Annotated in this window: 20 protein-coding genes and 1 other RNA gene; 12 read left to right on the forward strand and 9 right to left on the reverse strand. The window is 59.7% G+C overall.

Annotation, left to right across the window (positions count from 1 at the left end; all coding sequences use genetic code 11):
* The first annotated feature begins 56 nt into the window (after nt 1–56).
* The 3 genes from N5D22_RS10075 to N5D22_RS10085 all read left to right on the forward strand — a co-directional run bounded on the left by N5D22_RS10075 (nt 57) and on the right by N5D22_RS10085 (nt 3,259).
* Nucleotides 57–1,013: a substrate-binding domain-containing protein gene (locus N5D22_RS10075; protein ID WP_279656230.1), complete on the forward strand. Its 957-nt coding sequence runs from the start codon at nt 57–59 to the stop codon at nt 1,011–1,013.
* 123 nt (nt 1,014–1,136) lie between these two features.
* Complete coding sequence (locus tag N5D22_RS10080; protein ID WP_279656231.1) at nt 1,137–2,627, forward strand: sugar ABC transporter ATP-binding protein; 1,491 nt, start codon at nt 1,137–1,139, stop codon at nt 2,625–2,627.
* Nucleotides 2,624–3,259 (forward strand): hypothetical protein, encoded by a 636-nt coding sequence (locus N5D22_RS10085; protein WP_279656233.1) that lies wholly within the window; start codon nt 2,624–2,626, stop codon nt 3,257–3,259. The genes N5D22_RS10080 and N5D22_RS10085 overlap by 4 nt, the downstream gene beginning before the upstream one ends.
* A gap of 71 nt (nt 3,260–3,330) precedes the next feature.
* Here the strand turns inward: N5D22_RS10085 and N5D22_RS10090 are convergent, their stop codons facing one another.
* The 9 genes from N5D22_RS10090 to N5D22_RS10130 all read right to left on the reverse strand — a co-directional run bounded on the left by N5D22_RS10090 (nt 3,331) and on the right by N5D22_RS10130 (nt 13,101).
* Nucleotides 3,331–4,344, reverse strand: a complete 1,014-nt coding sequence (locus tag N5D22_RS10090; RefSeq protein WP_279656234.1) for a substrate-binding domain-containing protein — start codon at nt 4,342–4,344, stop codon at nt 3,331–3,333.
* Nucleotides 4,345–4,399: 55 nt separating this feature from the next.
* Nucleotides 4,400–5,383 carry an ABC transporter permease gene (locus N5D22_RS10095; protein ID WP_279656235.1) on the reverse strand — a complete coding sequence of 328 codons (984 nt, stop codon included), beginning with the start codon at nt 5,381–5,383 and terminating at the stop codon, nt 4,400–4,402.
* Nucleotides 5,384–5,398: 15 nt separating this feature from the next.
* Nucleotides 5,399–6,922 carry a sugar ABC transporter ATP-binding protein gene (locus tag N5D22_RS10100; protein ID WP_279656236.1) on the reverse strand — a complete coding sequence of 508 codons (1,524 nt, stop codon included), beginning with the start codon at nt 6,920–6,922 and terminating at the stop codon, nt 5,399–5,401.
* 145 nt (nt 6,923–7,067) lie between these two features.
* Nucleotides 7,068–7,841: an SDR family oxidoreductase gene (locus tag N5D22_RS10105; protein ID WP_279656237.1), complete on the reverse strand. Its 774-nt coding sequence runs from the start codon at nt 7,839–7,841 to the stop codon at nt 7,068–7,070.
* Nucleotides 7,842–7,851: 10 nt separating this feature from the next.
* Nucleotides 7,852–8,577, reverse strand: a complete 726-nt coding sequence (locus N5D22_RS10110; RefSeq protein WP_279656238.1) for an SDR family oxidoreductase — start codon at nt 8,575–8,577, stop codon at nt 7,852–7,854.
* Nucleotides 8,578–8,657: 80 nt separating this feature from the next.
* Nucleotides 8,658–9,929: a class II D-tagatose-bisphosphate aldolase, non-catalytic subunit gene (locus tag N5D22_RS10115; protein WP_279656239.1), complete on the reverse strand. Its 1,272-nt coding sequence runs from the start codon at nt 9,927–9,929 to the stop codon at nt 8,658–8,660.
* A complete protein-coding gene (locus N5D22_RS10120; protein WP_279656240.1) occupies nt 9,929–10,906 on the reverse strand; it encodes a sugar kinase in 978 nt (325 codons plus the stop codon). The genes N5D22_RS10115 and N5D22_RS10120 overlap by 1 nt, the downstream gene beginning before the upstream one ends.
* A 28-nt stretch (nt 10,907–10,934) precedes the next feature.
* Complete coding sequence (locus N5D22_RS10125) at nt 10,935–12,149, reverse strand: ROK family protein (protein ID WP_279656241.1); 1,215 nt, start codon at nt 12,147–12,149, stop codon at nt 10,935–10,937.
* A 67-nt stretch (nt 12,150–12,216) separates the two neighbouring features.
* Nucleotides 12,217–13,101 carry a sugar phosphate isomerase/epimerase gene (locus N5D22_RS10130; RefSeq protein WP_279656242.1) on the reverse strand — a complete coding sequence of 295 codons (885 nt, stop codon included), beginning with the start codon at nt 13,099–13,101 and terminating at the stop codon, nt 12,217–12,219.
* 306 nt (nt 13,102–13,407) lie between these two features.
* Between N5D22_RS10130 and N5D22_RS10135 the strand changes: the two genes are divergently transcribed.
* The 9 genes from N5D22_RS10135 (at nt 13,408) to N5D22_RS10175 (ending at nt 19,747) form a co-directional block, all read left to right on the forward strand.
* Nucleotides 13,408–14,841, forward strand: a complete 1,434-nt coding sequence (locus N5D22_RS10135; protein WP_279656243.1) for an extracellular solute-binding protein — start codon at nt 13,408–13,410, stop codon at nt 14,839–14,841.
* Nucleotides 14,842–14,934: 93 nt separating this feature from the next.
* Entirely contained in the window at nt 14,935–15,810 is an 876-nt protein-coding gene (locus tag N5D22_RS10140) for a sugar ABC transporter permease (RefSeq protein WP_279656244.1), read from the forward strand.
* Between the two features lie 4 nt (nt 15,811–15,814).
* Nucleotides 15,815–16,651, forward strand: coding sequence for a carbohydrate ABC transporter permease (locus tag N5D22_RS10145; protein WP_279656245.1), 837 nt, complete (start codon nt 15,815–15,817; stop codon nt 16,649–16,651).
* Nucleotides 16,652–16,655: 4 nt separating this feature from the next.
* Nucleotides 16,656–16,862 carry a DUF2160 family membrane protein gene (locus N5D22_RS10150; RefSeq protein ID WP_279656246.1) on the forward strand — a complete coding sequence of 69 codons (207 nt, stop codon included), beginning with the start codon at nt 16,656–16,658 and terminating at the stop codon, nt 16,860–16,862.
* A 62-nt stretch (nt 16,863–16,924) separates the two neighbouring features.
* Nucleotides 16,925–17,986: a sn-glycerol-3-phosphate ABC transporter ATP-binding protein UgpC gene (gene ugpC, locus N5D22_RS10155; protein ID WP_279656247.1), complete on the forward strand. Its 1,062-nt coding sequence runs from the start codon at nt 16,925–16,927 to the stop codon at nt 17,984–17,986.
* Nucleotides 17,987–18,083: 97 nt separating this feature from the next.
* Nucleotides 18,084–18,443: a transfer-messenger RNA gene (gene ssrA, locus N5D22_RS10160) on the forward strand.
* 228 nt (nt 18,444–18,671) lie between these two features.
* Entirely contained in the window at nt 18,672–19,184 is a 513-nt protein-coding gene (locus tag N5D22_RS10165; protein WP_279656248.1) for an SspB family protein, read from the forward strand.
* A 44-nt stretch (nt 19,185–19,228) separates the two neighbouring features.
* The gene (locus N5D22_RS10170; protein ID WP_279656249.1) at nt 19,229–19,432 is read left to right on the forward strand and encodes a DUF4169 family protein; all 204 of its coding nucleotides are present in this window, start codon (nt 19,229–19,231) and stop codon (nt 19,430–19,432) included.
* 105 nt (nt 19,433–19,537) lie between these two features.
* Nucleotides 19,538–19,747 carry a ribbon-helix-helix domain-containing protein gene (locus N5D22_RS10175; RefSeq protein WP_279656250.1) on the forward strand — a complete coding sequence of 70 codons (210 nt, stop codon included), beginning with the start codon at nt 19,538–19,540 and terminating at the stop codon, nt 19,745–19,747.
* Nucleotides 19,748–20,032: the final 285 nt, after the last annotated feature.

A 20,032-nucleotide genomic window follows, 5' to 3' on the forward strand; every position in this document is an offset into this window, starting at 1 on the left:
AGAGACGGCGCCGGCCGATCCGGCAATCGAATTCATCATCCAATAGGAGGAGAACGATGAAGAAACTCGTGAAGAATTCCGTATTGGCGGCGTTTGGCATGTCGCTTGCGCTGTCCGCTGCAGCTGTCCATGCACAGGACAAGAAGGTTCTGGGCGTTGCCCTGCCGAACCTGACGAACCCCTATTACGTGGCGATGAAGAAGAGCTTCGAAGAAAACGGCGCCAAGCAGGGCTTCGACGTTCGCGTGCTGATCGCCGACAATGACGACGCCAAGCAGCTTTCGCAGGTCCAGACGCTTGCCCAGCAGGGTGTGAGCGCCGTCGCGCTGAACTGCGTCTCGTCCGGTCCATGCGTCGCCTCCGTTTCCGAGCTCAATCAGGCAAAGATTCCGGTCTTCACGATCAACCTCCTGCCCGATCCGGCGGGTCTGAAGGCTGAAAACCTGAAGGTCGAACAGGCCGTGCAGACGGACCAGAAGGCCGGCGGCGTCTATATCGGCAAGCAGCTGCTGAAGGATATCGGCGCGGACGGCAAGGCTGTCATCGGCATCGTCGGCGAACCAACCTCCGTGGCGGCAAATGCACGTGATGAAGGCTTCAAGGAAGCCCTGGCGTCCAACCCCAACGTCAAGTTCGTCGCGCTCGTCAACGGCAAGGTCGAGGAAACCACCTCGCTGAAGGTCACGACGGAAATGCTTCAGGGCAACCCTGAAATCACCGTCGTCTATTCCGACACCGAACCGTCCGCGCTCGGCGCGATCGCCGCAATCGAACAGCTCGGCCGCAGCGATGTGACGCTCTACGCCTTTGTCGACAAGCTCGGCGTGAAGCACATCGAGGACAACACCATCCTGAAGGCCGGTGCGATCCAGGAGCCGGCCAAGCTTGCCCAGATCCAGGTTGAGAACATCAAGAAGTTCCTTGACGGCGGGAAGCTTGACCCGATCATCGACAGCCCGCCGCTGCTCGTCAACAAGGACAATGCCGGCGAAACCGTCGACAAGGCCTACTAAGGGCATTGCCAGAAAAAGTGGAGCACCGTTTTCCATCCGGAAATACGACTAGGCTCTAAGACTGTCCGGGCGCGCGGAAATTCGCGCGCCCGCCTTCCGGTCAGTAGATGTGAGGTACGCGATATGTCGAGCTATAAGGCGACAGACATCACCAAGTCCTTCGGCAGCGTCGGGGTCCTGCATGGCATCGGCTTCGAAGTGAAGCCGGGAACGATCCATGGTCTCTTCGGCCACAATGGCGCGGGCAAATCGACCTTGCTGAAAATCCTCGCCGGCGCTCAGCCGCAGGACAATGGCACGCTCAGCGTCGACGGCGAAACCGTCACCCTCGCCTCGCCCAGAGAGGCGCTCGGCAAGGGCATTGGCTGCGTTTATCAGGAACTGCGTCTCATCCCGAACCTCACGGTTGCGGAAAATCTCTTTCTCGGCAGGGAAGTGACGCTGCATGGCCTGAAGAAAACCGCCGAAATGAACGCCTATTGCAAGACCCTGCTCGCAAGCTATGGCCTGCATGTTGACGTGACGCGGACCGTTAAAGGGCTTTCCCACCCGGAGAAACAGCTCCTCGAAGTGATCGCCAATCTCGAAGGCAAGGTCCGTTATCTCTTCCTCGACGAGCCTACCACCGCACTCGACGGTAATCAGTCCACGGAACTGCTGGCCCATGTCCGCCGCATCGCGCTGGAGCGCAATATCGGCGTCGTTCTGGTCTCCCACAAGCTCGATGAGGTTCTGGCGGTCTGCGACGAAGCGACCGTGCTTTCGGGCGGGCGCGTCGTCTACCATGCGGCCGGTCAGGACGTCAGCAAACAGGCGATTGTCGACGCCATCGTTGGCGACGCCCATGGCAAGCATGTTGCCAGCCGGCGCGAGGCGCGGGCTGCGGGCGAAATATTCCTCAAGGTTGAGGGACTGGCTGGCAAGAGGCTCAAGGGCGCCGATATCGTGGCGCGGCGCGGGGAAGTTCTCGGCCTTTACGGTCTTATCGGCTCCGGCCGCACCCGTTTCCTGCGCACGCTCTATGGTATGGAACCCATATCGGCCGGTACGGTGGAAATCTCCGGAAAACGCTATACTCCATCGAGCCCCAAGCTCGCCATCCAGCACGGTATCGCCTTCCTGACGGAAGAGCGAAAGCAGGATGGCTTCATCCCCCTCATGTCCTCGTTCCAGAATGTCGTTCTCTCGACGCTGACGCGCTACCGCAACAACGGAATAGTTGACCTCAACGCCGCAAGGGCCTCGGCGCAGAAAACGCTTGCCTCGATCGGCACGCGCGGACGGCTCGACGCCCCGACCAAATCGCTGTCGGGCGGCAACCAGCAAAAGGTGCTGCTCGGCCGCATCATCGAACAGGATGCCGACCTCATCCTTCTCGACGAACCGACCAAGGGCGTCGATATCGGCGCGAAATCGGACATATACGACATCATCCGGCGTCTGGCCGATGAAGGCCGCTGCATCGTCGTCGTCTCCTCGGAAGAAGAGGAGCTGGTGGAAATCTGCGACCGCATCGCGATCTTCCAGCACGGCTTCTGCACAACCGCGCCGAAGCCGGTGGAAGAATGGTCGCTGGGCAAGCTTCGCGAAGCCGCATGGGCGCCTGCAGCATGACCGCGCTCTCAGCCTCCGTTTACGCCGCCGATCCATTCCGCCTGGCGGAAGACATCGAAGCGGTGCTGCCCAACGTCGAATCCCTGCATCTCGACGTGATGGATGGCGTCTTCGCCCCGGAATATGGTTTGACCGCAAGGGTCATCCGCAATCTCAGCGAATGCGCATCCAAACCGCTGGATGTTCACCTGATGGTGGCGCGCCCGAGAGATGCCGTCATCCGCTTTTCCGAGCTGGGTGTCAGGTCGATTGCGATACATCTCGAAGCCGAAGAAGACTTCGTGGAACTCTCCCGTATCGCAAGAGCAAACGGTTCCGGCGCATTCGCGGCGCTGAGGCACACGACACCCATATCCGAACTTGAAAAGGTCGCCGAGCACACGGATGGCTGCCTTCTTTTGACGGCACCGGCCGGCGGCGGCTCCTTCGACGACAGGGCCTTCGAGCGCCTCTCCCAGCGCCCGACCGGGCTTTACACCATTGTTGACGGAAAGATCGTTCCCGAACACTTCGAGAGGCTGGACCAACTGGGCGTCGATCTGGCGGTGGTTGGCGCAGCGTTGTTCACGGATGGCGACGCGCGGGAACGCGCCAGAGCTTTCTCACGCATGCTCGGGAAGCGTGCCGCGTAATCCACAAAAGCCGATGGCAGGCGACTCCTCGATCTGAAGGACGCTCCGAAGAGCGTCCCCCTGATGGCTTATCAGTTCGCTGCCATGACCTTGTCGACATTCTCCGAAGTCACCGCAAGCCATGGAACATAATAGTGCTGTTCCTTGCCGCCGTTCCACGCCAGCTTGCCGCCATTCGTGTCCCACACCTTGGCACGCGGCTTGTAGCTGTCACCGAGGAGCTTGCTGAGCGCGAGGTCGATTGCACCCTGCGCCTGGCCGTTGGCATCCTGCAGGATCGACATTGTCTGTTCGCCGCGCTTGACGGCCTCCAGCGCGTCCTTGATGCCGTCGACGCCCGCGACCGGGAGCTTCTTCGGATCGAGGCCATGGTTACGGATGCCTTCGATGGCACCGACCGCCATTTCGTCGTTCTCGGCCAGCACACCCTGAATCTGATCGCCGTGCGACGTGAGGAAGTTTTCCATCAGGGTGATGGCCTCCGCACGCGACCAGTTCGCGGTGTTCTGCTCCAGCACGGTCACGTCCGGATTCTCCTTCAGAACCTTCGTGATGCCTTCAAGTCGCTGGACCTGTGCGGATTGACCGAGCATGCCTTCAAGCACGACGATCTTGGCATCCTTACCGGCCTTGTCGATGACGGCTTTTGCCAGCATCTCACCGGCTTCAACGTCGTTCGAATTGATATAGGCATCATAGAGATCGGTCTTGGACACAACGGTGTTGGAACCGAAGACCGGAATGCCGGCCGCCCTGGCCCGCTCGATGGGATCGTTGCCGGCGTCGATATCGACGGGAATGAAGATGATCGCATCGTATTTTTCAGTGATTGCCGTGTCGAACAGGTTCGACTGGGTAAGCACGTCCTGGCGGCCGTCGAGCACGGTCAGGGCAGCCGTTCCGTCAGCAAGAGCCGGATGCGCCTTGGCGGCATCGGCCCATAAAACGTTGTATTCCGTGTTGAGGCTCTGCACGATGGCGGCGATCTTGAGGGTCTTCGCATAGGCGGGTGCGCCGGTCAGAGCGCCGCCCATCAGGCAAAGAAAGGTCGTCGCGCCCAGAAGGGCACGTCTGGTCATGGTCATTCTGGATTCCTCCACTTATTGGCGCAGCACCTGCTGCACCTTCAAACTGAGTTTGCTATTCGCCCCGGGATCTGGAGCGGTCGATCAGCACCGCAAGGACGATGATCGAACCCTTGATGATCTGCTGGTAATACGAAGACACCCCCATCAGATCGAGACCATTGCTGATCATGCCGATGATCAGGACACCCACGAGCGTGTAACCGATACGGCCGACACCGCCGGTGAGACTTGTGCCGCCGATGACCACGGCCGCAATGGCGTCGAGCTCATAGCCGATGCCGGCCTGCGGCAGCGCGGAGGTGGTGCGCGCGGTGAGCATGACGCCAGCAAGCCCGGCGAGAGCCCCCATGATGACATAGACGGAAAAGGTGATGCCCGAGGTGTTGATGCCGCTGGTCTTTGCGCTGCGCGGATTGCCGCCGACGGCGTAAACGCGACGTCCATAAACGGAATAGCGAAGCACCACGGCCGAGATGGCAAAGACGATGGCAAAGATGATGACAGGAACCGGTATTCCGAACACCAGCCCCTGACCCAGCCAGCGGAATTCCGCACTGAGGTTGGGGATCGGCCGGCCGCCGCTGTAAAGCAGCGTCGCCCCGCGTGCGACACTCAGCATACCGAGTGTCGTAACGAAGGCCGGAACCCTGAAATGGGCAATGACGGTGCCGTTGACCACACCGCAGAGAGCGCCAACGCCCAGACCTGCCGCAACCCCGAACAGCGGGTTCATCGCATCCGCGCCCGTCACCAGGCTCGCCGCCACCGCACCGGCAAGCGCCAGGATCGATCCGATGGACAGATCGATGCCGGCGGTCAGGATGACGAAGGTCATGCCGACGGCGAGGACGCCATTGATCGAGACCTGCCGCAGAACATTGAGGAGGTTGTTGGCGGAAAGGAAATTCTGGGATGCCACCGACAGGATGACGAACAGCAGAACGAACGAAATGACGATGCCGTAGCGGGCGATGAGCGAACCGTAGTTCGTTTCGCGCTTGACGAGAGTTGCGGAATTCACTGGTTTCTCCTCCATGATCCGGCGCCTTCCTTACGAGGCCAGATGGACTAGGGTTTCTTGGGTGGCGTCCGGTCCGGACACCTCGCCGGCAACGCGGCCGCGCTGGAACACGACGATCCGGTCGGCATTGCCAAGGATTTCGGGAATCTCCGAGGAGATCATCAGCACGGCATTGCCGGCCTTCACGAAGTTTTCGAGGAAGGCGTAAATCTCCCGCTTGGCCCCTTCATCGACGCCGCGCGTCGGCTCATCGCAGATCAACACCCGGGGATTGGTGTCGATGCAGCGGGCGAGAACGACCTTCTGCTGGTTGCCGCCGCTTAAGGACTGGACGGGAATATCCGGCGATGCGGCCTTGATCGAAAAGCGTTTCATATGCTCGCGGACGCTTTTCGCCTCCTGCGCGCCATCCATGAAACCGCGTCGCGCATAATGGGGCAGGTTCGCGACGGTGATATTGTGGGCGACCGAAGCCGTCAGCGACAAGCCCGTCTGCTTCCGGTCTTCGGTGACCAGCGAAATACCGGCCCGGATCGAGTGGGCAGGCGTCTTCAGATCGGCGGGCCTGCCGTCGATGAAAATCTCGCCCGCATCCCGTGGCTCGGTGCCGTAGAGCGCGTTGACGAACTCGCTGCGGCCGGAACCGAGGAGACCATAAAGACCGACAATTTCGCCCGCGTGAAGGGTCACATTGATGTCGCTGAACTTGCCGGCGGAGGAAAAGCCCCTCGCTTCCAGAAGCGGTTTTGCCGCCTCGAATGATTTTACTTCGCGCCTGTGATCAAGGAGATCGCGCCCAACAATCGACCGGATAAGCCCCTTGCGGTCGATCTCGTCAATGCTGCCCCCGCCGACGAAACGGCCATCGCGGAAAACGGTGTAGTCGTCGGCGATCTCAAAAATCTCGGTAAGGCGATGCGATACGTAGATGATGCCGACACCATCAGCCGTCAGCCTGCGGATGGCGTCGAAAAGCATCTGCGTTTCACGCTCGCCAATGGCGGAGGTCGGTTCGTCCATGATCAGGATTTCGCTGCGCCGGCTGATCGCCTTGGTGATCTCGACGAGTTGCGACTGGGCGACGGAAAGGTCGCGCAACCGGGCGCGGGCGGGAATATCGAATTTCAGGCGGCCGAGAATATCCTCCGCATCGGCGATCATCCGCCGGTCATCCACGAAGAACCGCCCCCTGCGCTGCTCGCGGCCGAGGTAGAGATTTTCGGCGACCGTCATGTCGAGGAACGGGCTCAGCTCCTGCGTGATGATCGCCACGCCGCTGTCCAAAGCTTCGGCTGGAGAGGAGAAATCGACCTCGGCGCCCCTGATGGTTACGGACCCCGCATCGCGGCGGAGCAACCCCATCAATATTCCGAGAAAGGTCGACTTGCCTGCGCCGTTGCCGCCGCATAACGCATTGACACTGCCCGGGCGAAGGGCAATCCTGCCATCGAGGAGTGCAGCCACTTTGTTGAAACGCTTCGCAACGCCCGATGCCTCAAGAAGCAACGGTCCTGCGGCACGTTCCTGAACGTGCTCCAACCCGGTCGTTTCCATTGAAATCCTCCCACGGTTTCGCCTTCGCCGAACCGGCCTCCCGGCGATTTCGGCGTGACATTCATGTTCAAGGTCGGGTGCGGAGGATGCCTCCAGCCCTTCCGCTTCAGCTTAAGTGCCCGGAACCCCTAGAGACCCGGCCGCATCACCAGCAGGTAAAACCGGCATCCACATTGACGATTGCGCCCGTCATCAGGCTTGCCGCACCGGATGCAAGAAAAAGCACGGCGCTCGCCACCTCCTCCGGGTTGCCCATTCGCCCCATCGGCGTATCCGCCAGCCAGATAGGGATACGCGCTTTATTGGCTTCCACCGCGGCGACCATGGGCGTCTCGATATAGGTCGGCGCGACCGCGTTCACCCTTACACCGTGATGCGCCCATTCGGCAGCCAGCGAGCGCGTGAGATGATGGACCGCCGCCTTGGAGACATTATAGGCCGTCTGCGGCTGGGGCCGGTTGCAGATATTACCCGACATCGAACCGAGATTGACGATGGCCCCCTGCTTCGCCGCTATCATATGCCGCCCGAATGCGCGCGAGCACCAGAAGACGCCGTTGACATTGACATTCATCATCCGAAGCCAGTCGGCATCCGTCACATCTTCCGCAGGGATACCGTTCTGGCCAATTCCTGCATTGTTGACGAGGATCGTCGCCGCCCGGCCCATATCGACAAGTTCGGATGCTATGGTCTCCATGCGGGCGGAATCGGTGACATCGCCAAGCCGGATGTCGATCTCATATCCTTTCGCCCGAAGGGCGATGGCCTCCCGCGCGTCTGCCTCGCTGCGCTCGATGACGATGACGGAGGCCCCCGCTTCCGCCAGGGCTTCCGTGCAGCACAGCCCGATGGCGCGCCCGCCCCCGGTAACGACGGCGCGCTCGCCGTCCAGACGGAATTTCTTCTGATAGGACATGGGCCTCTCCTTAGATGTCGAAAGCGCTGGGAAGAATGACGACGTCGCGGATCGTCACGTTCCTCGGACGCGTCAGCATGAAGATGATCGCGTCGGCGACTTCCTTCGGTTCGATGAGTGCGCCGACCTCCTTGGCCTTGCGCAAATTCTCCTCCGGCCAGTCGGCAAGCAGGGCGCTGATAACCGGCCCCGGCGAGACAGAGCCGACGCGGATTCCGTTTTTCAGGAGCTGGCGACGCATCGTCTGAACGAAGCAGTGCATGGCCCATTTGGAAGAGGAATAGACCGGCTCCCACGGCACCGCCGAATGCCCCGCCACCGAACTCGTCACGACGATATCGCCGGTCCCGCGCCCAACCATGTGCGGCGCGACGGTGCGGACATTCTTGATGACGACATTGATATTGAGATTGAGCATCCGGTCGATACCGTCGAGATCGGCATCGACAAGATCGCCGCCGATATAGGTTCCGGCATTGGCATGAAAAATGTCGAGATGCCCGACCTTCGACAAAAGGCCATCGAGTAGCGAGGCGCATTGCCCGGCATCGAGAAGATCGGCCGTCAGCGGGATTGCGCGGTCCCCGAGACGCGAGCAGACCGCGTGCAGCGCCCGCTCATCGCGATCGACGAGCACGACCGTCGCCCCGGCGGCGATCATCGCCTCGGTTGAGGCAAGCCCTATTCCCGATGCGGCGCCCGTTACGGCCGCGATCTTACCGTTCAATTCGTTCATGCGCTCCTCCTCCCTTTATTGCCCGGAGCCTTGTCGTATTTCCGGACGGAAAACCGGGCTCCACTTTTCCTGGAAATACTCTAGTGGCTTTTTCCAACCCCACATGCCGCGTGGTAATCCGCAATGCTGCGCATGACCCTCCAGATCAGGACGCCCTCCGGGTCGAGCGGCGATCCCGCGAATTCCTGGGCCGACGGCATATGCTGCCAGAACAGCGGAAGCGGAACGGACTGGCCGCGCAGCGCATCGCAGAGACGATCGACGGCAAGCTGGGCCTCGGGCGCCGCCCAGTAATAACGGATGCGGTCGGACAGCGAATAATGACGAAGCCACCGCTCGCCATTGTGATAATGGCGGCTCCAGTTTTCGGGCTGGCTCAGCATCAGGGCTTCCATGGTGGCATAGAGCGGTCGGTCGCCATAATCCGGCAGAAGGTCCGATGCGATGGCATCCAGCGCATAAAGCGCCTCGCGAAGCACGAAAGTCAGTTCGGGTCCAACCTTCAGGATCGGAAAACCATCCGCCACCAGTGCGGTTAGCGGACCGGTGCCCTGATAGTCGGTCGAATGGGCTTCGAACACGAATTGCGGCTCGTCAGCGAGCACGGATTTCAGCGCGTCGATCTTGCTGTGGTCATAGTGGATGACATTGTGATTGCCGAATTCGACGCCGGGCTGAACCACGAGACCGATCGCCCGCCCGAAAGCTTTGTCGAGTCCCAGATCCGAAAAGACGCGTCGGTGCACATCGATCGTCTTCAAGGCCGCGGCGGCCGATGTCGGCTCTATGGTATCGAGGGCGTGATCGGCCCCGCCCGGAGGCGGCACTTCCGTTCCGATGATGTAAACGGGCATTTCACCCCCGGCCCTCTCGGCGCAGGTCTCGGCGACAGTGGCAAGACGCGCCGCGCGTTGCGCGGTCGTTTCATCGTCGAGCGCGACGGGTTCGCCCTTGCAACCCATCGAAGCATCCAGATGGATTTTCCGGAACCCCGCCTCGATATAGGCGGCAACCATTTTTTCCGCCTGCGCCATGGCTTCCTCCGCCGGCCGGTCCCGCCAGGGATTGGGACCGAGGTGATCGCCACCGAGTACGATCAGTTTCTCGGGGCAGCCTTCCTCGGCGGCGATCTCGCGAACGAGCGCCGCAAAATCGTCAGGCGTCATCCCGGTGTAGCCGCCGAGGTGATTGACCTGATTGCAGGTCGCCTCGATGAGCACGGTGCTTTCATGCTGCCTGCCATGGCGAAGGGCGGCGCGAATGACAATCGGATGCGCGGAACATGCGGAGGTCACTCCCGTCGGACGTCCCTGCCGGCGAAGCGAAGCGAGCTGTCTGAGATCGACCTGCATCACACGCGCCTTTCCGTCGAGGAGATGAACGCGTCGAGTTCCTGCCGGGTCCCCGCTCCTTCCATGGGACCGCGAACGGCGACATTGCGGGCGCCGGCTGCCGAAGCATAGGTGAGCGCCTGCTCGGGCGGCATTCCCAGACGGCGGCAGGTCAGATAGGCCCCGCCGAAGCAGTCGCCCGCCCCCGTCGGATCGACTTCCTCGACAAGGAAGGCCGGCGCATCGATGCGCTCGCCATCCCGGCCGAAATAGGTCGCCCCTTCAGCCCCGCGCTTGAGGACGATTTCCTTCACGCCGATCTCGAACAGGCGGCCGATAGCGTTTGTCTCGCCCTCCACGCCCGCGGCTCTTTCAAGTTCCTCGCCGGAGGGAAGCAGGAGATCGGCGGCGGCGACCAGCCGCGCAAAACGCTGCTCGGTCGCCTCGTCCAGTTTCAGCTCCTTGCGGATATTCGGATCGACGGAAAGGGTTCCGCCCCGGCCCTTGACGATATCCACTGCCCGGTCGATGACCTCCCGCGCGCTCGGAACCGAGAGGGCTGAGCCCATGACATGCAGATGCCCGGTCCGCTCGATCAGGCTTTTGACCGTCCCGGACCATCCGAAGCGCGCGGCAGCGGATGTGGCGATGTTATAGACAAAGTCCCGTGACCCATCCTTGCGGTAGCGGACGAAGGCGCTTCCGGTCGGATAGTCGCTGTCGATCGAAATCGTCGAGACGTCCACGCCGTCCCGTTTGAGCCTGTCCGTGTTGACACGGCCGAAATCATCGTCGCCGACACCGCCGACCATGGCGGACGAACCGCCGAGCCGCCCGCATTGCGAGATGAAGATTGCGGGCGCGCCGCTGGGATAGGGCCCTACGAGCGGCTGTGCTTCGGTAAATCCATCGCCGACAGTGGTTGCGACGATCTCGACAAGTATCTCGCCAACGCAGACGGTGGGACCAAGTCGGTCCGGAGCAATTACTGAAGCCATCGCAATCCTGCTTTCGATATTGGTTTGTCTATGTCACTGCCAGTCGTGGCAATGCGCCGTCCTCGCTTCCGAACTCCTCGTTCTCAAGGGACAGGAAGCGCTGGTGCAGCATGCAGGCCGCACCGAATGCCGACCCGAACTCCGCATCGTCATCGACGACGATCTCGGGGGTCGGAAATGGAATATTCTGCCCTTCCGCCATGTGAACCGCGACGCGCGCGGACACCATCGGGTAAAGCGATGCGACCGACCCGCCAAGGACGATCCTGTGCGGATCGATGAGGCGGCAGGCCTGCAGAAGTGCGTAGGCGAGATGTTTCGACCACGTCTCCGCGATGTTCACGGCATCCGGCACACGGTCACGGACATCCGAAAGAAAATCCTGGATTTCCGCGCTCTTTTTACCGGTCGCCTCCCTGTATTGCCTGATGAGCACCTCACGGCCGATAAGCTGCTCGAATTTCTGCCCGCCGCTGCCCGGCACCAGCGTATGGCCGATTTCGCCCGCCAGCCCATGCCCGCCACGGAACAGCTTCCCATCGATCATGATGCCGCCGCCGACACCCGTTTCCATCGTCAGGAACAGGGTCACGCCGGCCGATCCGTTTCGGTAGCTGTCCCCGATCGCGAATGCATTCGCATCGTTTTCGATCAGGATCGGCACCCTGGCCGGGAAGGCTGCACGACCGATCTCCTTCAGCGGCACATCCCGCCACCCAATGATCGGCGCCAGACTGACGCTTCCATCCGGACGAATATGGGCCGGGGTCGAAATCCCGAGCCCTTTGCAGCGCCGGATCATGTCCTTCGACATTGCCCCGACGATAAGCTCCACAGCTTCCGCCACCGCCTGCTCGACCGTTGAAGCCGGCGTGTCGAAGGCCATTTTCCGGCAGACACGCACATCGGCGCAGAGATCCACCACGGCGGCCGAAATATGCTCCACGCCAATCTCGATGCCGACGAAGAAGGCCGCGTCAGGCACGAGTTCAAGCATGATCCCCGGCCGGCCCAGCCGGGCATGGTCCGAACGCGGCTTGCTGCTCTCCTCGGATTCCTGGACGAACCCGCCCTCCGTCAGCTCCGCAACGATCTCGCCCGAAGACGAGCGGTTCATCCCGAGCTTCCGCGCCAGATCGGCGCGGCTCATCCGGCGATGAGCGTAGATCGTCTGCAGGGCGGCAACGATATTGTTCTGACGAATCCTGCGTGGCGAACTTCCGGTGGAGGCGGTGTCGTTCATGATCATTTCCCTTCAAATCAACCTGCACCAACCCTTACACAATTGAAGCAGGCCACCAGAAGGATATTTAAGGCCGCGCATTCGTCGCGCGACGACGCTTGGCCTCTTCATATTTCAGTTCGATATAGGCCTTTGCATGCGCCGCAAGCGGATCGTTATCGGTCCAGGTGTCGCGCCAGATAGCGCAGGCAAGCGAAAGCCCCTCATCCACGACAGCCGTGGAAAAGCTCTCGAATACGACGTCACGCTTATAATCGATGTCGAGCAGCGCATCGAAGATCAGGTCGAAATTGATCGTCCCGTCACCCAGATAACCGCGATTGCTTTCGCCGATGTGGAAATAACCGATCTTGTCGCCAGCAAGGCGAATTGCCGCCGCCGGGTTGGCTTCCTCGATATTCATATGAAACGTATCGAGGTGCAGCCGGACATGGTCGGAACCGGTTTCGGAAATGAATTTCAGACCCTGCGCGGTGGTGTTGAGAAGGTTGGTCTCGAAACGGTTGACGACCTCAAGGACCAGATCGACATTGGCCTCTTTGGCGATATCCGCAGTCTCCGCAATCGCCGCGACGCTGTTGTCCCAGCCCCTGGCCGTCGGCTGCCGGCCGTATTTGGCATGTGCGGAGTACAGGATGCCGCCAAGCTTGTTTCCGCCGATATCCCGGACGGCGTGCACGGCGTCGGACAGCGTCCGCTTACCCGCCTTCACGACCTCACCATCCTCGCTGGAAACGTCGTTTTGAAATCCCAGCCCCATCGTCACACCGATCTCGACATCCAGTGACTGGGCAAGCTTTGCCAGACGGTCGAGGTTGAACTTCTCCGGACGCAGATAGGCAAATTCGATGGTGCGGTAGCCATGCTTCGCAGTCTTGTTGAGGGCCATTTCGAGACCCTCCTGAGTTTGGCCGCCCGTCCATACAAATGAGTGGATACCCAATCGCCGCATAACCGTTTCCCTCCACTGAATGCTTTCGGTTGGGCAATTGCTAAGTCATTTAGTATGGCAAAGCAACAAATAAATTTGATCACCTTGAATTTTGGCGGCGCAGGAAAAAACCTTGCAGTGCAGCATTTAATGGCAAAACAAGGAACATTCACACACAACAAAGCAAGCCGACAAAATAAGTTTCCGGGGAAATCAAATAGATAGATTTCATATTTGCAGGTTTAAACAACAAATATTGCGGGAACTGTTCTTTTCGTTTACAAAATGGACCAGCGAATGATCTCGCTGCTATCTGGGAGGATTGACATGAGGTACGCATTGAAGGCCAGCGCGCTTGCGCTGACGGTTAGTCTCGCGACCGCCGCATCGCCGGCATGGGCTGATTTCTGGTCGGACGCAGGCGCCAAATTTAAGGGCGTGACCCTTCACGGCGTGACCGAATCCACGCCCCCATCCAACTATATCCGGAACGTGCTTGCGCCTGATTTCGAGAAGAAAACGGGCATCAAGGTCGAGATCGAAACGACCTCATGGGACCAGATGTACGACAAGGCCATCAAGGACATGGAAGCCAAGACGGGCATCTATGACATGGTCTATATCGAGCAGGACATCATCTATTCGTATCTCGCCCGCGACTTCCTCGTCGACATCACCAAGACATTGAAGGACCAGCCGGACCTGAAGGCGCCGACCTACGACGACAAGAACTTCACCAGCTTCGCCGATTATTTCAAAGGCTCGAACGGCGACCTCTACGGCATTCCCATGGAAGCCTTCCTGAAGACCTACCTCTATCGCAAGGACCTGTTCGAAGACCCGAAGATCAAGGAAGCGTTCAAGAAGGAAACCGGCAAGGATCTGAAACCGGCGACCACCCATGAGGACTACACGCAGATCGCCGAATTCTTCACCAAGTGGGGAAAGGATAATGGCGAGCAGCTCTGGGGCACGACCGCACAGGCCCATACCGGCCATCCGGCATCCTGGTACGAGTTCTTCGAATCCGTCGCGCCGACCTTCGGCGTCTATAATTGGGGCATCGACGCCAAGAACAACTACGCCGCGGACATCAAGAATGGCGGCATGATGAACAGCGACAAGTCGAAGGCCGCGCTGAAATACTGGCTGCACCTGCGCGATATCGCCCCGCCGGAATCGACACAGTCCACATGGACGGAAACCGCGACGACATTCGCAGCCGGCCGCGTCGCCCAGGGCCTGATCTATGGTGAGAATGCCGCGTGGATCCAGAGCGATCCGGCGCAGTCAAGGGTCGTCGGCAAGGTCGGCTTCGCCCTTCCGCCGCTGGAACCGGGCGTTCTCGACGACGCCAAATCCGGCAAGGGCTACATCGGCTATTATGACGGCGGCGCCTTCGGCCTGCCAATCACCTCCAAGAACAAGGAAGCCGCCCTGCTCTTCCTGCAATATATCGGCCAGAACGACGTGCAGCCCGATTGGGCCGTCGCCGCGCCGCGCATCACCAACACCGCAACCTTCGATGATCCGAAGGTGAAGGAGATGGATACCAAGCTCGGCGGCTTCTACACGATGCTGAAGGAACAGGGCAAACTGTTCGCCGGCGCACCGCCCTATCCGTTCCACGCCCAGGTGCGTGAGGCGACCGCGCCGATCTTCTACGACATCCTGACCGGCAAGATTGCCCCGGATGCAGGGCTCGACCAGATGGCCGCCAAGGCCGAGGAAGAGCTGAAATCCCTCGGCTATCGCAAATAAAACATCCTCCCCAACTTGGCGGGCCGCCCTACCCCGGCGACCCGCCCTTTTTCGGCTCACAGGGCGCCCGAGGGTTGCCAAGAGGATGAGGCCATGCATTCACAAAAGCTCGGATGGCTGTTGCTGTCCCCAACGCTCATAGTCCTTGGGCTCTTCGGCATATTCCCCTTCATCTACGTCGTCTGGGTCTCGTTCCACCAGTGGAACCCCTTTGCCGCCAATCCCACGATGATTTTCAACTGGGCCTCGAATTATCGCACCCTTGTTTTCGATCCGCTGTTCCTTGCATCGCTGGGAATTACCGTCGCCTTCGTCTTCTTCGCCGTCGTCACCGAGCTGATCCTCGGATATGTGCTGGCACAGGCGCTGATGAAGGATTTCCCCGGCAAGGCCTTCTTCCGTACCATTCATACGCTGCCCCTGATCATGGCGCCGATCATCGTCGGATCGGTGTGGAAGCTGATGACGACGCCATCGATCGGCATCATCCCCCATCTGCTTAGAAGCTGGTTCGGCTACGATCTCAATATCGGCCAGAGCGCAGTCGCCGCCTTCACCGTCACGGTCATCATGGATGTCTGGCACTGGACCCCACTGGTGACGCTGTCGCTCATTGCGGCCCTGGTCTCCCTGCCATCCGATCCCTTTGAGCAGGCGCAGATCGACGGCGCAGGCAAGCGCCAGATATTCTGGCACATCACCCTTCCGCTGATCCGCCCTGCCCTGATGGCCACGGTCTTCATCCGGCTGATGGACGCACTGCGCACCGTCGACGAAGTGCTGATGCTGACCGGCGGAGGCCCGGGATCCTCGACCCGCTATATCGGCGTCCATATCTTCCGCGAGGTCTTCCCGAAGACGAATTACGGCTATGGTTCGGCGATTTCGGTCGTTGTCCTCTACCTGACCATCGTTGTCTGCTGGCTGCTTTATGTCGGCCTGATTGCGCCCCGCGTGAAGAGGAGCTGAACCGATGAGAAAACAGAACCCCTGGCTTTCAATCATCCTGTGGACATTGCTCAGCCTCGCCACGCTTTTCCCGATCTACTGGCTGTTCGTCATTTCGGTAAAGCAGCCTTTCGACCTCTTCTCGACACCCGACGTCATCCTGACGGACTTCTTCTGGAAGAACTATCAGGACGTCCTGACCAACGAGACCCTGCGGCGATATATGTGGAATTCGCTGATCATCTCGTCGGGCAACGCTCTGCTGGTCACGACGCTCGGCTTCCTCGCCTGTTATGCGCTCACCCGCTTCGATCTGGCGGGCAAGGAAAGCATCTTTTTCTGGACGATCACCAACCGCATGGCGCCGCCGGCGGTCTTCCTCCTGCCGATGTTTCTGCTGTTGACCCAGGTCTACAAGATCGGCGACTTTTCGCTGGCGGATACGAAGATCGGCATGATCCTTGTCTATTGTTCCTTCAACCTGCCATTCGCCATCTGGACCCTGCGCCCGACGATCGAGAGCATTCCCCGGGAGCTGGACGAGGCAGCCTATGTCGATGGCGCAAGCCCATGGACGGTGCTCTACGACATCGTTTTTCCGCTTGCCCGGCCGGGTCTCGCCGTCACGCTGATCCTGACCTGGGTATTCGCCTGGAACGAATATCTGCTTGCCGCCACACTCACCAACTTCAACGCCCGGACACTCACCACGGGCCTGTCGGAATATGTCACCACCACAGGAACCGCCTGGGGCATCATGGCCGCAATCTCGATGCTGACGCTGGTTCCGGCGCTCATCGTCTTTTCGGTGGTGCAGCGTCACATCGTCGCCGGCCTGACCTTCGGCGCAGTGAAAGGATAAGGCCATGGCTTCGCAACCTCAGAACAACGAAAAACAGCCCGGCTTCCTGCCCATAGAGACGAACTGGTTCGACCGCCTGTTCATCTCGGTGGTGATCTGGGTCGCCCTGTCGCTCCTCTGGATGCGCTTTCTCGAGCCGATGGGCCTGTCGATCTGGATCGCGGTCGCGATCTCCGTCGCGCTCGGCGCCTTCATCATCCGGAAGGGATGAAACGATGCACTCGATCAATCACAACAACAAGCAAGCCGCACGGGTTTAGGGGAGGAACGACTTTGGCAAACGTACAGGTTAGCGAGGTCACCAAGAAATATGGTGCGCTTCAGGTCATGCACGGGGTCAGCGTCGACATCGAGGACGGCGAATTCGTCGTGCTCGTCGGCCCGTCCGGCTGCGGAAAATCCACCCTGCTTCGAATGATCGCCGGGCTCGAAACCGTGACCGGCGGCGACATCCGCATCGGCGGTCGTGTCGTCACCAACGCTCCCCCGAAAGACCGCGATATCGCAATGGTCTTTCAGTCCTACGCGCTCTACCCGCACAAGACCGTCTCGGAAAACATGGGCTTCCCCCTGAAAATGGCGAAGCGCCCCAAGGCGGAAATCGAGGAAAAAGTCCGGAAAGCCGCTGAAATCCTCGACCTGACCCGCTATCTCGACCGTTATCCCAAGCAATTGTCGGGCGGGCAGAGACAGCGTGTGGCCATGGGCCGCGCAATCGTTCGCGATCCGCAGGTGTTCCTCTTCGACGAACCCCTGTCCAATCTGGATGCGAAGCTTCGTGTCACGATGCGCGTGGAAATCAAGGAATTGCATCAGCGCCTGAAGACCACGACCATCTATGTCACGCATGACCAGGTCGAAGCCATGACGATGGCCAACAAGATCGTCGTGATGCGCGACGGGCGTGTCGAGCAGATCGGCAGGCCGCTCGACCTCTATGATTTCCCCGCCAATATTTTCGTAGCCGGTTTCATCGGCAGCCCGTCCATGAACTTCCTGCAGGGAAAGGTCGCCACCCGGGACGGCAAAAGAATAGTTGTGACGGAGGGTGGCGTAGTGCTCCCGCTCGAAAACACCGACGTGGAAGACGGCCGGGCCGTCACCTATGGAATCCGTCCCGAGCACATTGCCGTCGGTAACGACGGCGTGCCGGTGGAGGTGTCCGTGGTCGAGCCGACCGGTTCGGAAACGCTGGTCTTCGGCCGGGCGGGAGGCGCGCCCATAGATGCGCTCATCCGCGAACGCATCGAGGTGATTCCGGGGCGGACAATGCATTTCCGCATAGATCCGCGCAGGGCGCATATATTCGACCGGGAAACAGGAAAAAGACTCTGAAAGACATGCGCAATGCGCACTGACGGCCCTTCAGCCCGTTCAAAGACACCCGGCAAAGCATCGGCGGCGTCACCGCCGATCTCCTGATTGCTCGGGACCCATTGAATTCGATATGAAAATGCACTACCTGATAATTGCCTTCGCAAGGAGGCTACGGTGCTAAACCTTTTGTGCAATAGATGTACAGGACGCGGCTTCGAAGCCGCCGCCTCCACCAAGAACAGCCAGGCCGGGCTGCTGTTGATGGGGGCGAAATGGGATCGACTGGCATTGAAAGACTTAAGCTGTGCTCGGCATGATACCGCCGTTATCGGGTCACAAGTGTAGTTGCAAACGACAACAACGCTAAGGAATATGCTCTCGCTGCCTAATGGCGGTGCGGGAATTCCGCTCCAAGTCCTCTAGGTTAGCCCCTTGAGGCGGGGTTCGGAGGTACCTGGCAACAGAAACCTCCACCTTCTCCATTTTGCCTGAATTGATTATATGATAGCTGACTTGCGGACGGTATCGGCTTTTCCGTTGCTGCCGTTCGGGACATTGCGTATACTTGGCCAACGCGTGAGCGTCAGGATCCGAAATGATCCGGCTCAAGGATTACGCGAAGATTCAAAGTGTTACAGCGTCCTTGGCGCGCAGCCTGCGCCGTGTATTAAAAGACGTTCGAATAAGGGAAAGACAGGACCGCATGGGGCAGGATCATATCCGTTACGACATTCTCGCACAGGATGCCCTTCGCGGCGTTATTCGTAAGGTTTTGGGCGAAGTGGCCGCAACCGGCCGCCTGCCCGGCGACCACCACTTTTTCATCACCTTCCTGACCGGCGCGCCGGGCGTGCGGATTTCCCAGCACCTCAAGGCGAAATATGCCGAACAGATGACCATCGTCATCCAGCACCAGTTCTGGGACCTGAAAGTAACGGAAACCGGCTTCGAAATTGGCCTCTCCTTCTCCGATACGCCGGAAAAGCTGGTCATTCCCTATAACGCCATCAGAGGTTTCTACGATCCTTCCGTCAATTTCGAACTCGAATTCGACGTGCCTCTGGCTGAAGAAGAAGAGATGGAGGACGCGGAGATCACCGCTTACCCCGTTTCCCATGAGGCGAAGCCTGCTTCCGCTGCCGAGACGCCCAAATCCGGCGAGGAAAAGAAGGAAGGCTCCGTCGTTTCGCTGGATGCGTTCCGCAAGAAGCAATAACGGCCTCTACCCTAAGCCTGCGAAACCCGAGGAGACATATCCCCATGGCGGCCGATATCGTCAATCTGCGTCAGTTTCGGAAACAGAAAGCCCGTAACGAAAAAGAAAAACAGGCGGAGCAGAACCGCCTGTCTTACGGCCGCACCAAGACGGAAAAAAACCTCACCTCGGCCCTGAACCAAAAAGCCGAAAAGGCGCTCGATCAGGGGCGGCTCGAAAAGGGCGAAGACGCGGACGGGAAAGACTGACGGGCCGCTGCGGATTTCGCGACTGCCGGAAAAGAATCACAAAACAGGGACTTGCCGGGGAGACATGATTCAGACCTCTAACCGGACCCACCGGAGACCGATCTGATGATCCGCAAGCACTCCGCGACCCTGCACGGCCACCGCACCAGCATTTCACTCGAGGATGCCTTCTGGGACGAGCTGAAAATCATCGCGGAGAGGCGCAAGATCAGTTTCGCGGCCCTGCTTGCCGAAATAGACGACAACCGCTCCGCCGACAGCAACCTCTCCTCGTCCCTGCGGGTTTACGTATTGAACTGGCTGAAAAGCCACTGACCTTCTCGGTACAGACTGCGATAGCTAATCCGAATATTATCATCCTCGACTATAAGAATTTCCGCCTAAAACTCGTAACGGCGTGAAAGCATTCATTAAACATTGGCAGCCTAGTTTGCGTTACAAGGCATTTCCGTATTGCGTAGCCTTGCTTTCAAAGATTGTTTTCCGAGCCCTTCATTCCCCGCACTCACAGTCTGGCGATCCGAGGTTTCTACCGTTCCTGAGGCGAATGAATACGGCCGTTATCGTCCCGGATAGAGCCCGAGGACGATGCCATTTCAG

Source organism: Agrobacterium sp. GD03872 (genome assembly GCF_029840625.1).
Taxonomy (GTDB): Bacteria; Pseudomonadota; Alphaproteobacteria; order Rhizobiales; family Rhizobiaceae; genus Agrobacterium; species Agrobacterium fabrum_A.

Excerpts from the sequence above, each read along its gene's own strand:
- N5D22_RS10075 (WP_279656230.1), top strand. The coding sequence starts at position 57 with ATGAAGAAACTCGTGAAGAATTCCGTATTGGCGGCGTTTGGCATGTCG.
- N5D22_RS10080 (WP_279656231.1), top strand. The coding sequence starts at position 1,137 with ATGTCGAGCTATAAGGCGACAGACATCACCAAGTCCTTCGGCAGCGTC.
- N5D22_RS10085 (WP_279656233.1), top strand. The coding sequence starts at position 2,624 with ATGACCGCGCTCTCAGCCTCCGTTTACGCCGCCGATCCATTCCGCCTG.
- N5D22_RS10090 (WP_279656234.1), bottom strand. The coding sequence starts at position 4,344 with ATGACCATGACCAGACGTGCCCTTCTGGGCGCGACGACCTTTCTTTGC.
- N5D22_RS10095 (WP_279656235.1), bottom strand. The coding sequence starts at position 5,383 with ATGGAGGAGAAACCAGTGAATTCCGCAACTCTCGTCAAGCGCGAAACG.
- N5D22_RS10100 (WP_279656236.1), bottom strand. The coding sequence starts at position 6,922 with ATGGAAACGACCGGGTTGGAGCACGTTCAGGAACGTGCCGCAGGACCG.
- N5D22_RS10105 (WP_279656237.1), bottom strand. The coding sequence starts at position 7,841 with ATGTCCTATCAGAAGAAATTCCGTCTGGACGGCGAGCGCGCCGTCGTT.
- N5D22_RS10110 (WP_279656238.1), bottom strand. The coding sequence starts at position 8,577 with ATGAACGAATTGAACGGTAAGATCGCGGCCGTAACGGGCGCCGCATCG.
- N5D22_RS10115 (WP_279656239.1), bottom strand. The coding sequence starts at position 9,929 with ATGCAGGTCGATCTCAGACAGCTCGCTTCGCTTCGCCGGCAGGGACGT.
- N5D22_RS10120 (WP_279656240.1), bottom strand. The coding sequence starts at position 10,906 with ATGGCTTCAGTAATTGCTCCGGACCGACTTGGTCCCACCGTCTGCGTT.
- N5D22_RS10125 (WP_279656241.1), bottom strand. The coding sequence starts at position 12,149 with ATGAACGACACCGCCTCCACCGGAAGTTCGCCACGCAGGATTCGTCAG.
- N5D22_RS10130 (WP_279656242.1), bottom strand. The coding sequence starts at position 13,101 with ATGCGGCGATTGGGTATCCACTCATTTGTATGGACGGGCGGCCAAACT.
- N5D22_RS10135 (WP_279656243.1), top strand. The coding sequence starts at position 13,408 with ATGAGGTACGCATTGAAGGCCAGCGCGCTTGCGCTGACGGTTAGTCTC.
- N5D22_RS10140 (WP_279656244.1), top strand. The coding sequence starts at position 14,935 with ATGCATTCACAAAAGCTCGGATGGCTGTTGCTGTCCCCAACGCTCATA.
- N5D22_RS10145 (WP_279656245.1), top strand. The coding sequence starts at position 15,815 with ATGAGAAAACAGAACCCCTGGCTTTCAATCATCCTGTGGACATTGCTC.
- N5D22_RS10150 (WP_279656246.1), top strand. The coding sequence starts at position 16,656 with ATGGCTTCGCAACCTCAGAACAACGAAAAACAGCCCGGCTTCCTGCCC.
- N5D22_RS10165 (WP_279656248.1), top strand. The coding sequence starts at position 18,672 with ATGGGGCAGGATCATATCCGTTACGACATTCTCGCACAGGATGCCCTT.
- N5D22_RS10170 (WP_279656249.1), top strand. The coding sequence starts at position 19,229 with ATGGCGGCCGATATCGTCAATCTGCGTCAGTTTCGGAAACAGAAAGCC.
- N5D22_RS10175 (WP_279656250.1), top strand. The coding sequence starts at position 19,538 with ATGATCCGCAAGCACTCCGCGACCCTGCACGGCCACCGCACCAGCATT.